Below are 13,420 nucleotides of genomic sequence, written 5' to 3'. Positions count from 1 at the left end.
ACGCGTCCAGGGCACCACCCGCGGAGGGCACTCTCATGGCCCGCAGTGGGCACGTCCGGCGCCCTCGTTGCGAAGATCGTCGCGGGGTGGTGGGAGGTGATGAGCCCGAACAGGCCCCGGGGCCCGCGCTCGACGTCGGCGGTGATGTAGTCCGCCATGGTGTCGGGCGCCTCGTCTATGAGGTCTCCTCACCAGGGGCCCGCAGGGCGACGAGGACGCGCTGCTCGACACCGAAACAGACGTCCTCGCAACGCCCTCTTTGCCCGGCGGGTCAGGGGCCCTCGACTCCCTCCTCGACAGGCGGTTCACCGCCTGCCGGCATGGCTGACGGCTTCAGCACTTTCCCGGTGGTGGCGTCCACGATGGCTGAGAGCAGGGTGTCATCTTGGCGGGCGGCCAGGCGCCAGTGAACGCGCCACTCATCGCCTTCCCGTTCGACCAGATAGACGGGCTCTGCGCGCTCTGCCTGGCCGGGCTTGATCTTGTGGTGGGACTCGAACGCCTGCCATGCCTCGTCCTTGTTGATCTCGATACGCGGCAGTTTCGGGTCGTCGATGTTGCGGGCGATGAGGCCTGTCAGGCGACCTGAGGGTTCGATGACGATGTCCAGCCGCATGGGCATCAGGAGTTTGCCCTGCCAGCGGCGCCATTCGACTACCCAGCCGAGACTGTCATCGTTTGCGTCGATCGGCCACGTCCGGACATTCGAGTCACGCAGGGCCCAGGGCATGCGACGTTGAGCGAAGAGGGTGGCGACCTTCTGGGCCTCCTTCGCTGTGCGTACAGGCTTGCTGGCCCCGGGGATCCGATAGGCGTGCGTTCCCTCACCGTGGTTGGTCGGGGTGAAGTGGATCGTGAGCTTTTCGCGGTCCGGCCAGGTGAGTTCGGCAAAGCCTCCGGGAAGCGGCGTGTTGATGGTGTCGGGGCCTTCTACGTTGTGGTGGAAGTTCGCCTTCTTGACGACATAGGAGTCGTCGAGGGCTGCTCCGAGTGCGGTGTTGAGTGCCTGAACCTGCTGCGCGCTCGCGGTGGGGACCTCGGTCGGCAGGACTGCGCGGACGGGCTCAATAGCAGTGGCCCAGACTGTCGCGATGATCAGCGAGGTGGCAGTGCCGGCGATGACGGCGCGTCGGACGACGAATGGAGCGAGAGGCGTGCCGCCGGGGAGTCGGCGGCACACGAGGGTGCCGATGACCACCCCTACAAGAACGCCGGCGGCGTTGGTGGCCAGATCGTCGGTGTCGCAGAGGCGGGCGACGTAGGGCATGGCGGCCTGGGCCGTCTCCACCGACGCGGTGAACAGGACCCCGAGCCCCGCGCTGAAGACGGGCCGCCGGGTGGCCAGGACGGCGAACAGGCCGAATGGCGCGAACAGCAGAGCGTTGAGCTGTCCCTGCGTGGTGGCGAACGCCTCGATCACGGCGGGATTGATTGTGCAGACAAGAGTCCGCGTTCCACTGCCGCCCCAGGTGGTCAGGATGATGGGCCCGAGGGTCGAGGAGGCCCATAGCCCGTAGAGCACAGCGCGGACACGGTCGACGCGTCGAGCGGCCACGAGGTACACGACGGCGCCGGTGGCCAGAGTTGCTGCGACGGCAAGCGCGAGAAAGGTGAGGTGGTCCTGGAAGACGGCTTCGATCACGTGGATACCTGTTCAGAGGAAAGGGCCCGCGCGCTGCCCAAGGGGCTAGGAGCAACGCGGGCCCGGGTAAGTGTCCTGCGGAGCGGACTAGCAGGGATCCACGGGCGGCGTTGCGTAGCTGCTGCCGCCACTCGTGTAGAGCTTGCCGATCATCGCGCTACAGCTGGCGGTGAGGCCCGTCTGCTTGTCGTAGTGGAACGGCGTGTTGGACATGTTCTGGTAGGCCCACCAGTTGTTGGTCGAGTGGCGCTCCCAGCCGAGCTTTGCAGTCAGGCTGCCGCCGGAAGCGCGGTAGTAGCCGACCATGATGTAGTCGCCCCTGCTGGTCGTGTGCGCGGACAGGACGCCGTTGGACAGCTTGCTGCAGCGCGCGCCCCCGGGGAGGTGGCCGTCGCTGGGGCAGGAGGTCACGGCTGCGTTCGCGGGGAGAGCGCCAAGGCCGAGCATGGCAGCTGCGGCTGCGCCGACGACGGTTGCGCGTATGCCAGATCTCATGGAGTCCCTTGTCAGTAGTTGATCTCGAGCCGGCTGAGCATATGTTGATCATGTAGTCGTGATCAACATGTGAAACAGCCAAGGAGGGGAGGGGGCGTCTTGTTATCAAGCCGGAGGCATCCCAAGCCTGTTGAAGGCATGCCGTACCCGCGGCTCCGCTGCCCAGTTGAGGTTGCCGCGAACGTGAACGGGGCCAGGACCTCCGGTCACCGTGGCGGCGCCCGCCGCCGCCCTGAGGCCGCGACGGCGCCTGCGGCACCACGCGCTGGAACAGCGCTCACAGATCTGCGCCTCACGGGGAGTGCCAGCCGTGGCCGGCCGCTCCACTCAGCTGCTGGGCAACCGGAGTCCGCACGACGGTCTCGCCATCTCCATGGAGGAGGTCGTAGACGCCCTGCTCATCGAGGAAGGGGTCACCGTCGTCCATGTGCAGCCGCAGGAGCGGGGCGGCGACGCTTGCCGCCCGTAAGACCGGCACGACGAGAACCGCGGTACGTAGAGAAGTTAAAAGGAAACGTCGAAATAGTCGATGTCCGTGAATTCCACTTCCAGGTTGTCGGCGCGGCGTCCGCCGTCCTTGAAATAGATTTCCTGGAGTCCTTCGGCGACGATGGCGCGCAGTTTCTGGTCGCTTGCGCCTTGCTGCTGGGCGTTGAAGAGGCGGTTGGCGTAGTCGGGGGGGAGGTGGACGGTCAGTCGGCGCATCCGGCCGTCGTCGGTGGTGCCGATGGGGGCGGTGTAGCCGAAACGGGCGCGGGTTTCCACGGTGATGCCGGTGGCGGCGGCGGCCTGTCGGCGGCGGCGTTTGCGGACCTGGGGCTGCCAGCGGGCGCGGACCTCCTGCTCGATGCGGTCGGCGATGTCTTTCGGCGGCTTCTTGCGTGCGCCGGTGCGGTAGCGCTCCACGGAGCGCTGGGTCACGCCGAGCGCCTCGGCGACGGCGCGGGTGCTCTTCAACTGCCGCACCAGGTAGTTGATCCGGGCCGGAAGGGTCTTGGGCGGTTCGCGGGTGAAGGCTTCCTGGTCCGCGCGTTCCAGGGCGTCGTCGATGTCCCCCACCGCTTTACTCTCCGTCCTCGAGGACGGCGTCGCCGCCCTTGATGTGGCGGGCCGGGTTCAGGCCCTGCTCCATGAGGTCGACCGCCCAGGCCATTTCCTGGACGCCTTCGAGCTTGGCCAGGCCCGGGGTGGGGCCGAGGCGGAAGGAGCCGGGCAGCGGCTTGCCGTCCGGTGTGCGGGGCAGGAAGTCGAGCGGGGAGGGGCCGGGGCTGGCGTAGACGACGCAGTCGGAGAGGACGGCGAGCGGGTACCGGCCGGTCGCCTTGGCGGTGTTGAGCATCTTGCGGTGCATGTTCACCCGCGCCTTGGAGATGACGGCGGCGCGGATGTCCGGCCGCCAGGTCGGACGCTCCAGCGCGGGCCACCGTTCGCCGTCGCGGTAGTGCCGCCCTTGGGGGCGTTCGCGGAGCTTGCCGATGCCGCCCTTCACCGTCGCCTTGATCGCCGCCAGTACGGCCGCCAGGCCGGGGTCGGCCTGCTTGTGCTGCTCCATCGCGGCGAGGAACGCAGTCTCGGTGAGGTCCTTGGTGACGCCGAGGTCGGCCATCGTGTCGACGTAGGCGGTCTTGAGCCGGTCGTGCCACGGGTCCAGGAACGCCCCCGTCTCGCGCCGCAGGAACGCCTCGATTGGGGCGACGTCGTAGCCGAGCTCGGCCGCGTAGGCGACGGTGTGCGTCTGATACCAGGCAGGTCCCGTGGGGCGCTGCCCGGAGGGGGTGAACGGAGAGGGCAGGCGCGGGTCCAGCTCGACGTGGGAGAGGTCGACGAGCCAGGATCCGGGGATCTTCTTGTCGAACACCGGGTGCCGTACATGCTCGGGGCCGGACAGGCCGACCACCAGGCGGGCCGCGGCGGCGAGGAAGGCGGTGTTGATGTCCAGGCCGACCGCACAGGGGAGCAGGCACTCCTCGTCGGACAGCAACTGCGGGTCCCGCACCCATTGGTGGGCCTCCTCGTCGAGGAAGCCGCCCTGCCAGCCGCGGGCGACCGGATGCTCGGGGGTCGCCTCCGGCGGTGCCGGGTCGACCGGCTCGGTGCCGAGCGAGCCGGGGTTGTGCCCGGACACCCACTCCCCCGTCTGCTCGTTCTTCACGGCGCGGGTCGGCGGGCGCAGCGCGGTCATCAGCTCCAGGCCGGAGACGGCGGTGGACCCACGCGGCGTGATCACACGCTGGGCATACACCCCGAGGACGCGGGCGACGTCGGCCGGCTCGAGATCGGCGACGCCGGGCCAGGCGCGGGTATCGAGGGCGTCCCACGGCAGGATCGCCAGCTGCACGCACTGCCGGTGCCCGGCCTTCGCCGGCCGGTAGATCCGCGCCCAGGGGCCGAAGCCGCGTTTGGTCAGCTTCCATTTGGCGCGGGTGAGCTGCTTGACCACCGGGTGGTCCTCCGGCAGCCGCAGTGAGCGGCGGGCCTTCGCACCTTCCAGGCGTTCGGGCAGTCCGAGCTTCACGGCGGCCGCGGCGGTGAGCACGATCAGCGGATCGCTGTCCTTGCCGTTGCGATGCAGCCGCGCGGCGCCGATCCCGGACTCGGTCAGCGTCCAGTCGACCAGCTGCGCAATCGTCTTGGCCGGGCAGTCCAGCACGATCCCGCCGAAGCAGTACGCCTGATCGTCACCGTCCAGCACGGCCAGCGGACCGTTGGGGAACCGCGGATCGGCCGCGACCGGCTTCGGCACGGCCTTCTTTGCCGCCGGGCTGCGCGCCACCGACGGCCTGACCGCGGCCGCCGGCTTCGCCACGGAGACAGGTGCCGATGCGGGTGCGGGGGCGACCGGTTCGACCGGCGGCTGGGCTGCGGGGCCGGGGAATGTCTCAGGCAACGGCTCCGGTTCAGGCGGGTACTTCGCCGCCCAGCCCTCCAGCAGTCGCATGTATGCCTGGCGGCGCGGCGGCCGCGGCTCCGAGCGGCCGCTCTCCCAGTTTTTCACCGTCTGCGTCGTCGATTTGAGCGCAGTAGCCAGCCGCGCCTGCGTAACGCCGGCGGCCTCACGCAGCCGGGCCCGCTCCGCAGGCGGCGGCAACTGCGGCTCGCCCTCAAGCAGCGAATCCACCGCCGCAAACAGCTCTTCCTCGCTCGGCATACTCCACCTCCACACAAACCCTATCACCAATTTACCTCTGCTTTTGTTTTATTTTTATCCTTGGATTTAGAGTGAGTTCGTCGTGATCATGAGGAGGGGGTCAGGTGGGAGACACGGACATCCCCCGATGAAAATCCGGACGGGCCGCCGTGCTGGGCCTGTGCTACCGCTGGCCGACGGCAGTGCGTAGCTCGTCGCCTCTCGCGGCCTCGGCGCAGTTCCCGCCGCGCGTCGATCCCGCTGCTTCAGGGTCCTGGCCCGCGCCGTCCCGCGGCGCTCAGGCGCTCATGGCCGACGAGAGGAGACAAAGCGATCTCCGGGACTGGAGCCGTGGTCGGGACCGGGATTGATCATGACCGTCGCCGGTCCTTTGTGCTTCTAGGATTGCGAGGGTGACGGCAAGAGTCAGTGACATCGAGAAGGCGGCCGGTGTGCTGCGCGCCGGCGGCCTGGTGGCCCTCCCGACCGAAACCGTCTACGGTCTGGGCGCCAACGCCGAGGACCCCGCCGCCGTCGCGCGCATCTTCCAGGTCAAGGGACGTCCGCCCTCCCACCCGCTGATCGTCCACATCGGCGACGTGGAACAGCTGGACGACTGGGTCCAGGACGTGCCGGCGGCGGCGCGCCTGCTGGCCGAACACTTCTGGCCGGGACCACTCACGCTGGTCCTGCGGCGCGGTCCCCGCGTACCCCTCGAGGCGACCGGCGGCCTTCAGACGGTGGCGGTGCGCGTGCCTGACCACCCCGTCGCACTCGCGCTGCTGTCGTCCTTCGGCGGCGGTGTCACGGCCCCGTCCGCCAATCGCTTCGGCTCGGTCAGCCCCACGACGGCGGACCATGTGCGTGCCGAGCTCGGCGATGCCGTCGACTTCGTGCTGGACGGCGGTCCCTGCGAGGTCGGCGTCGAGTCGACCATCGTCGACGCCACGGGTGGTGCCCTGAGCATCCTTCGGCCGGGCGGGGTGACGCGCGAGGATCTCGAAGCGGTGCTGGGGTGCCCGCTCGCGGTTCCCTCGACGAGCCGTGTTCGGGTGCCGGGCCAGCACCCGTCGCACTACGCACCGCGCGCGCGGGTCGTCCTCGTCGAGCCGGAGAAGGTCGTCTCCGAAGCGGAGCTGGCGCAAGAGCTGGGGCACCAGGTGGGCGTCTTTCTACCTGCCGCCTTCGCCGACGCTCCGGTGAAGGTGCACGCCGTGGTGGCGGTCCCCGGTTCGATGGCCGCCTATGCGCGCGGGCTGTACGGGTTCCTGCGCGAGCTCGACCAGCGCGGGTGCGACCTCATCGTCGCCTCCCTGCCGGTGGAGGACGGACTGGGACTGGCGATCGCCAACCGGCTCCGCCGCGCTGCGGGGCCCCGGCCCACCGTGTAACTGACACCGACACTGCGCCTTTACTGCTCCCAAAGACCGAGGGCCGGGCCGATTCTTCACGGATTCGGCCGAACGCCCACCGGTCTGACAGACCGGGAGCTCCTGCCGCCAGTCGTCGGTGACAACCGTTCCTTCCCCGGGGCGGTCAGGACGCAGCGGGACCGCCGCATCGAGGCGGCGAGAGGCGGCCCGGTCCAGACGAGCTTCTGCGATCCACTTCGCGGCGGCCTCGTTGAAGCCATGCGGCGGGCGGCGACCGCGGGGTGCCGCAGGACGTGGCTGTGTTCACGAAAATGGGTTCTGGCTCAGCTTTCGTGCAGTGGCCACAGTGAGTGACGGCTGAACGTCTCCGGACGGTATGCGAAGTCGCCCGAAAATAGGCGGTGGTCAGTGCCGCTGGGCTGACAGTCCGGGCCGTGGAAGAGGTCGTGCTCCAGTTGAAGGAGCTGCTGTTCCCGGCGGTCGCGGACGTCGCGGTGCTGTCGGTGGACGTGGATATGGAGAAGGTGCGCCTTGACGCGCAATGCATCACGGCCGGCGCCGCCTGCCCGGGATGCGGAGCCTGCTCGTGAAAACCCCGACCGGATCGCCGTTCTGCCCGGATGGGAAGAGACCGGCTACTTCTCCGAGACCGACCGCGCCGCCCTCCGCCTGACCGAGGCAATCACGCGCGTATCGGACGGACACGTCAGCGACGAGGACTACAACGCCGCTGCGGCCGTACTCACCGAAGACCAGGTCTGAGGCGGCGTCACCCCACATGCGACAGCCCCCGGGGCAGGGGTCCCCGCACCGATCTCTCACCCGCAGAGGTCGCAGCCAGGGTGCGTTCGGGGCCGCAACCGTGCCGCACCGTTCAGCAACTGGAGATCACGGTCCGGCGTCCTAGGATGCAGAACTGCGCACGACAGCTATCAGGGGGGCCGGGTTGGCGACGAAGCTGCTTGCGGAGGACCGGGAGAAACTGGGCGGGTACTGGCTGGCGGCCCGGCTCGGCTCGGGGGGCCAGGGGGTGGTGTACGAGGCGTACGGTCCGCGGGGGGACCGGGTGGCTCTCAAGACGCTGCATCGTGACGCCCAGGAGGTGGCACGGTCGCGTTTCGTCAAGGAGGCGGAGGCCGCACGCCGGGTCGCCCCCTTCTGCACTGCCAAGGTTCTCGAGGCGGGCCTCGACGGCGACACTCCGTACATCGTGACCGAATACGTCGAGGGGCGGACGCTCGACGACAGTATCCGTCAAGGCGGCCCGCTCCCCGAGGACTCTCTCATCAGGCTCGCCATCGGGGTCGCGACGGCGCTCGCCGCGATCCACCACAGTGGCGTGCTGCACCGGGACCTGAAACCGGGCAACGTACTGCTCAGCGGCGAGGGCCCGCGTGTCATCGACTTCGGTATCGCGCGGGCTCCCGGCATGTCGCTCACCCGCACTGGTGCCGTGATGGGGACCTTCGGCTATATGGCTCCGGAGGTGTTGTCCGGGAGTCGGGCCACCCAGGCCGCGGACGTCTTCGCGTGGGGTGCGTTGATCATCTTCGCCGCGAGCGGAGTGGAGCCGTTCCGCGGGGCGAACATCGGTGAGGTGGCGCACCGCACGGCATTCGTGGAGCCCGACCTTTCTCTGCTGCCGTCCAGGGTCCGCCCGCTCGTTGCCGCCGCGGTGGCGAAGGATCCGCGGCTGCGGCCGTCCTCAATGGAGTTGCTGACCGGGCTGGTCGGTGACATGCCCGGGTCGGCCGACCCCCGGCGGATGCTGATGGAGACGGGCGCCCGCAGGGCGGAGCCGGTCACGAAGACTCCGACCGTGGTGGAACCTCCGCTCGGCGAGCGCGCCGAGGCCGCTTTCGCCGCGCTGTCCGGCGTCGGCCGGTCGGCCGCGGAAGAACTGATGCTCCGGCTTGTCGTGCCCGGCGACGCCGTGGACGGATCGCTGGACTCGGTGCGGGTGGCGCGGCCCGAGGAATGCACCGCCGATGTGGAGGCCTTGGTCCGCGCGATCGATGCGTTCACCAGCGCCGGGATTCTGCTCCGCAGCGAGGAGATGGCCCTTCGTCCGGTCAGTGCCGCGGTGCTGCCGGCCTGGCCCCGGCTGAGGCAGTGGGTCGGTACCCATCGTGGCGCCCTGGCCGTTCGGCTGGGTGTCGCGGAGGCCGCGCAGGTGTGGGACCGGCACGGGCGGCGCCCGGAGGACCTGCTGCAGGGCACTGCCCTCAAGGCGGCTCTCGCCTGGCAGGACACCGCCTCCGCGACGATCCGGCCGAATCCGCTGGAGCGGCTCTTTCTTCAGGAAGCGGAGCAGCGGGCCGCTCGCAGTGCCCGTCGCCGCCGTATCCTGCTGTCCGTCGTGGCCTCGCTGTCGGTGATCGCGCTGCTGGTCGGTCTCGTTGCCTGGCGGCAGTACGCGGATGCGGAACGCCAGCGTGACGAGTCCGCGGCACGGAACGTTGCCGAGAATGCCGAGGCCCTCCGCAGTACCGCGCCGGGCACCGCCCAGTTGCTGAGTGTCGCCGCCTGGCGGATCGCTCCGGTCGCCGAGGCCCGCGCGGCGCTGCTCACGGCGGCCACCCGATGGGAGATGCCGGCGGTCGACGCGCGGGTCCCGGCGGGCGGTATCCGTTTCCTTCAGCCGGACGGCAGGCGTGTGCTCACCATGAATGAGCATGCTCTGCGTCTGTGGGAATTCGCGTCCGACCGATCAGGTCTGGTGAGGAAGCCGAGGATCGCCATCGATGATGACGGCGGCGACTGGCGGTCCACCGGCTATCCGACAGCCAGCGACAACGGGGCATTCGTCCTCCTCTCCTACCAGGACGGCTCCTACGAGGTGCGGGCCGCGGACGGCGCGGTGACCGGGAAGCGTTTCCGGGGCGCGGACGGCTTCACGGCCGAGGAGGTGACCGATACGGGTGACGTCGTGTTCAGGTCCGGCGATCTCGAGGTGCGCCGCCTCGTCTCCGCCTCCGGAACGACCAAGGCCACCTGGCCGCATTCGCTCGATCGTCCCACTTACCTGTCTCCTGACGGGAATCACCTGATCACCTGCACCGACAGGCAGAAGCTCAGGTTCCTGACCCTTGGGTCCGGGCGGGTGGGCAACACCTCGCCGGACGAGTACAACGGGGACGAGGAATGGGATCCGGAGCGGAAGTGCGAAGACGTCCATGACGTGACGTTCGGTCCTGACGGCTCGTCGGCGCTCGTGAACGTCGGCGGCATCATCGAGCTGTGGAACATCCGGACGGGAGAACGGCTGTGGTGGGTTCCCGCCGATGTGAAGTGGACCCGTTTCAGCTCGGACGGCCGTCATGTGGTGGGTATCGCCGATCACGGGGTGGACGTCTGGGCGGTCGAGCATCCGACCGAGAGCATGGTGACCGTCCCGGTGCAGGGGACTGTCGATGGCGCGGTCCTCGATGGTTCCTCCAGGACACTCAGGGTGCTGTTGAAGGACTCCGACCAGGTGCGGCAGTTCGACCTGCGCAACGTCATCGACAATCCGGGTGACAACGGCGGCGGGCCGCTTGCCGATGAGTTCGCCCGGACGGCTTCCCTGGCGCCGGACGGCAGCATGCTGGGGGTGTCCATGCCGAGGAAGAATTCCGTCCAGCTCGTGGACATGGCGACAGGCAGGAAGACGGGCGCTCCGTTCCCGCAGTCCCGGGACATACTCGGTGTCGCCGGAAGCTTCCCGTCGAGCGCGCTCAGCAACAAGGGGGCTCTGCTCGCTCTGTCCGAAGTCGCCGAGGACGGACGCACGTCCATTGTCCTGTGGGACACGGGGCGACGAAAGAAGCTGCATCGTATCCACGTTCCCGGCCCGGCGAGCACGTCCGCGATGCCGCAGGTGACGTTGTCGCCCGATGGGCGGTACGTCTACGCGTGGTTCGGCGAGGACTCCCTTCTCGGCCCCGGCAGCGGCTATCTGTGGGACACGAAGAACCCGGCAGAGCCGCTGCGCACCTTCCCTCGAGCCGATGCCGGAAAATTCGACTCCCGCGGCACCCTGTTCACCACGACGGGTGACGCTTTCGATCCACGCTCCGGGAAGATCCGGAAGAACGTCTTCCAGGGCGCCGATGTCAAGGAGATCGCCTTCTCACCGGACGGTGAGAAGATCGCGACACTGCTGAATTCAGGATGGGTCGAACTCTGGGACGGCACAGCGCGTTCACGTCTGGCCCGCATGAGCAGCAGCTTGACAGAGGGCGGTTCGAGTCAAGGTCAGAAGTTCTCCCACTTCGCCTTTTCCGGGGACGGTACTCTCCTGGCGACCGTGGTCGGCGGCGGGACGGATGACCGCGATCCCGAATCCGGCGGGACCAGGGTCCAGTTGTGGGACACGACGAGCCGGTTGCCCCTCGGCGAACCGCTTGTTCTCACCGGCCGTGGTATCGATCTTATCGACTTCGACGGTTCGACATTGCGCACCGTCAGTGCCTTCGACACCTACTCTCTCGATCTTTCTCCCGGCAGGCTGACCGGAACGGTGTGCTCGCGGGTGGGCCGTGACATCACGCGGGAGGAGTGGGAGACCTACGTGCCCGGGTTGCCGTATCGGAAGGTGTGCAGCGAAACGCACCGCTGACTCCGTAACGACGGGGCCCCGTAGCCGGGGCTCCCTCGCACGAGTCGTTGCAAGCGGCGTCGAGGGGTGCGATTGGCGAGCCTCCCGGCGTCTCGATGGTCCGGTGGTGCGGCAGGCGGAGCCGTCAGGCTGCCGTGGGCGGCGGCTGAGTGTCCTGCTGCCGGGCGCGGCGCATCTTGAGGATGCCCACGGCGAGGTTGGCCGCGCCCACCAGGACCGAGGCGACCGTCAACAGCGGCTGCAGCGGGGCGAGGTGCCGGCTGATTTCGAGGAGCAACTGCATGTGTGATTCCCTCCCTGCGTCCCTCGGGCTGATCCCTCGGGTTCGCCTCCGACCTTGGGCTCGGCGGCATACCCCGGTGTTCTCACCAGGGCAAGGCCGGGGAAAATGCGGGGTATTGCAGGGAGAAGACGGCCGCGCGGGTTTTCCCCGCGCGGGGAAAACCCGGGGGAATCGTGGGCAGGAGCCTTGGGCCGGTCAGGGATGCGGCACCCGCGGACCTGCGCGGGCTGGCGGAACGTCTTCGAGCGGCGGCGGATCTGGCGGATCTGGGCTCCCTGTCCGAGCTGGCTGCGCGGGCCGGTGTCAGTGAGACCGTGGTCAGTGAGGCGCTGCGGGCCGTGAGGCCTCCGACGGAGCGCACGTTGGGGTGTCTGCTGGACGCCTGCGGGGTGCCGTTCGACGAGCGGTGGCGCGCGTGGTTTCGGGCTGCGGTCAAGGCGGGGCGGTCGGAGCGCAGTGAGTTGCGTGAGCGGGAGCGGGCGGCGGCTGCTCGGGCGGCTCCGGTGGTGGTGCGGTCGCGGTCGGCGCCGGAGCTGGAGCGGCGTCGCGAGGTGCTGGCGGGGCACGCCCACGTGCATGCGGACGGGGATCTGCCGCTGGTGTCGCAGGTTCGGGACCGGGCACTGCTCGGTATTCATCCGGCCCCTCGTCTGCGCCTGCGTCCGGGGGTGGTTCTGGATGGGGAGCTGCCGTCGTATGTAGTGCGTGACAGTGATGCCGATCTTCGTGCGCATGTGCGCGACGGCCGGGATCGTGGCGGGATGGTTCTTGTTTCCGGTCCTTCGACTGCGGGCAAGACGCGGGCGGCCGCGGAGGCGATGTGGTCGGAGCTCGCCGGGTGGGCTCTTTTGGTGCCGGTCATGCCGGAGTCGCTGGTGCGGCTTGCCGGTGCTCGTTTGGATCTGACGCGGACGGTGATCTGGCTCAACGAGCTGGATTTGTATGTCGGTTCGGGGGGACGGCAGGCTGAGGCGCTCGCTCAGCTGTTGGCCCGGCCGGAGAACCCGTTGGTCATCGCGACGATTCGTGCGCATCAGCTGTCCGACCTCGAAGAGGGTGCTTCGCAGGAGGGCGGCGACGACGAGCGGACGGCACCGCATGTGCTGTGGGACCGCAGGGCGGCGGCGGTGGTGAACGGCTTGCTGGCGCGGGCGCGGCATGTGCGGATGGAGCGGATGTTCTCCGCTGCCGAGTTGGCGCGCGCCGAGCAGTTGGGTGAGGACACGCGTCTGGCCGACGCCCTGCGCGTGGCGGGTCGCTACGGTGTGGCGGAGGCTTTGGCCGCCGGTCCGGAGCTGTTGCGTCTGCTGCAGGCGCACACGGATGCCGCGGATGGCCAGTTCGGCGGGGCGGCTGTCGTCCATGCCAGTGTCGATGCCGCCCGGGTGGGCTGGCGCCGTCCTCTTCAGCCGGCGCTCCTGCGGGAGCTGCTGCCTCACTATGTGCCGTCAGCGCTGCGCCAGGACGTCGACGATGCACTGTTCGACCGGGCTTTGAAGTGGGCGCGCAGGCGGAGGCGAGGCTTCAGCCGGCTGCTGGTCGACGACGAGTCCGGTGCGGGTGTGCGGGCCTTCGACTATCTCGTCGACGACGCGCAGACGCGTATTCCTCAGGCCCCGGTGCCCGAGGCGCTGTGGTCGGCGCTGCTGGGGGCGGCCACGGCCGACGAGGCACTCGAGCTCGGGCATCAGGCGCAGCGCTGGGCGCAGGCGGACACCGCGATCGCCGCCTGGCGGATGGCCGCGTCGTCGGCGCGGCGTGAGGCGGCGTGCGAGGCGGCCGGGGCGCTGGGGCGTCTGCTCATGGAGCGGGCGGAGCCGGAGGCGGCGCTGCCGTATCTGATGCAGGCCGCTGAGGGCGGGGACTGGTGGGCAGGGTCCGTCGCGGGAGACTGGTACAT

The 13,420-nt window shown here is 69.2% G+C and carries 10 protein-coding genes and 1 pseudogene; 6 read left to right on the top strand and 5 right to left on the bottom strand.

The window, feature by feature from the left end; genetic code table 11:
• Positions 1–271 precede the first annotated feature (271 nt).
• Both ACWGH4_RS19055 and ACWGH4_RS19050 read right to left on the bottom strand, forming a co-directional pair.
• Positions 272–1,642, bottom strand: a complete 1,371-nt coding sequence (locus ACWGH4_RS19055; RefSeq protein WP_453462080.1) for a VanZ family protein — start codon at positions 1,640–1,642, stop codon at positions 272–274.
• Between the two features lie 87 nt (positions 1,643–1,729).
• Positions 1,730–2,137 (bottom strand): hypothetical protein, encoded by a 408-nt coding sequence (locus ACWGH4_RS19050; RefSeq protein ID WP_453462077.1) that lies wholly within the window; start codon positions 2,135–2,137, stop codon positions 1,730–1,732.
• A gap of 310 nt (positions 2,138–2,447) precedes the next feature.
• Between ACWGH4_RS19050 and ACWGH4_RS19045 the strand changes: the two genes are divergently transcribed.
• Positions 2,448–2,606, top strand: coding sequence for a hypothetical protein (locus tag ACWGH4_RS19045; RefSeq protein ID WP_453462074.1), 159 nt, complete (start codon positions 2,448–2,450; stop codon positions 2,604–2,606).
• A 35-nt stretch (positions 2,607–2,641) separates the two neighbouring features.
• Here the strand turns inward: ACWGH4_RS19045 and tpg are convergent, their stop codons facing one another.
• Positions 2,642–3,196 carry a telomere-protecting terminal protein Tpg gene (gene tpg, locus ACWGH4_RS19040; protein WP_453462071.1) on the bottom strand — a complete coding sequence of 185 codons (555 nt, stop codon included), beginning with the start codon at positions 3,194–3,196 and terminating at the stop codon, positions 2,642–2,644.
• A 4-nt stretch (positions 3,197–3,200) separates the two neighbouring features.
• On the bottom strand, positions 3,201–5,285 hold the full coding sequence (tap, locus tag ACWGH4_RS19035; RefSeq protein ID WP_453462068.1) for a telomere-associated protein Tap: 2,085 nt from the start codon (positions 5,283–5,285) through the stop codon (positions 3,201–3,203).
• Between the two features lie 392 nt (positions 5,286–5,677).
• Here tap and ACWGH4_RS19030 point away from each other — a divergent pair, with 392 nt between their 5' ends.
• The 4 genes from ACWGH4_RS19030 to ACWGH4_RS19015 all read left to right on the top strand — a co-directional run bounded on the left by ACWGH4_RS19030 (position 5,678) and on the right by ACWGH4_RS19015 (position 11,237).
• Complete coding sequence (locus ACWGH4_RS19030) at positions 5,678–6,655, top strand: L-threonylcarbamoyladenylate synthase (RefSeq protein ID WP_453462065.1); 978 nt, start codon at positions 5,678–5,680, stop codon at positions 6,653–6,655.
• 416 nt (positions 6,656–7,071) lie between these two features.
• On the top strand, positions 7,072–7,227 hold the full coding sequence (locus ACWGH4_RS19025) for a hypothetical protein (RefSeq protein WP_453462062.1): 156 nt from the start codon (positions 7,072–7,074) through the stop codon (positions 7,225–7,227).
• Positions 7,169–7,399, top strand: a complete 231-nt coding sequence (locus ACWGH4_RS19020) for a carboxymuconolactone decarboxylase family protein (RefSeq protein WP_453462059.1) — start codon at positions 7,169–7,171, stop codon at positions 7,397–7,399. The genes ACWGH4_RS19025 and ACWGH4_RS19020 overlap by 59 nt, the downstream gene beginning before the upstream one ends.
• A 184-nt stretch (positions 7,400–7,583) precedes the next feature.
• The gene (locus tag ACWGH4_RS19015) at positions 7,584–11,237 is read left to right on the top strand and encodes a protein kinase domain-containing protein (protein WP_453462057.1); all 3,654 of its coding nucleotides are present in this window, start codon (positions 7,584–7,586) and stop codon (positions 11,235–11,237) included.
• Positions 11,238–11,361: 124 nt separating this feature from the next.
• Here the strand turns inward: ACWGH4_RS19015 and ACWGH4_RS19010 are convergent, their stop codons facing one another.
• On the bottom strand, positions 11,362–11,520 hold the full coding sequence (locus ACWGH4_RS19010) for a hypothetical protein (protein WP_453462054.1): 159 nt from the start codon (positions 11,518–11,520) through the stop codon (positions 11,362–11,364).
• Between the two features lie 173 nt (positions 11,521–11,693).
• Here ACWGH4_RS19010 and ACWGH4_RS19005 point away from each other — a divergent pair.
• Positions 11,694–13,420: pseudogene (locus ACWGH4_RS19005) on the top strand (hypothetical protein); the annotation flags it as partial.

This window comes from Streptomyces sp. NPDC054847, from assembly GCF_053610925.1.
This window is presented reverse-complemented; position numbering and strand designations above follow the sequence as displayed.

Coding starts and splice junctions, on each gene's coding strand:
- tap (WP_453462068.1), bottom strand. CDS start 5,285: ATGCCGAGCGAGGAAGAGCTGTTTGCGGCGGTGGATTCGCTGCTTGAG.
- ACWGH4_RS19050 (WP_453462077.1), bottom strand. CDS start 2,137: ATGAGATCTGGCATACGCGCAACCGTCGTCGGCGCAGCCGCAGCTGCC.
- ACWGH4_RS19010 (WP_453462054.1), bottom strand. CDS start 11,520: ATGCAGTTGCTCCTCGAAATCAGCCGGCACCTCGCCCCGCTGCAGCCG.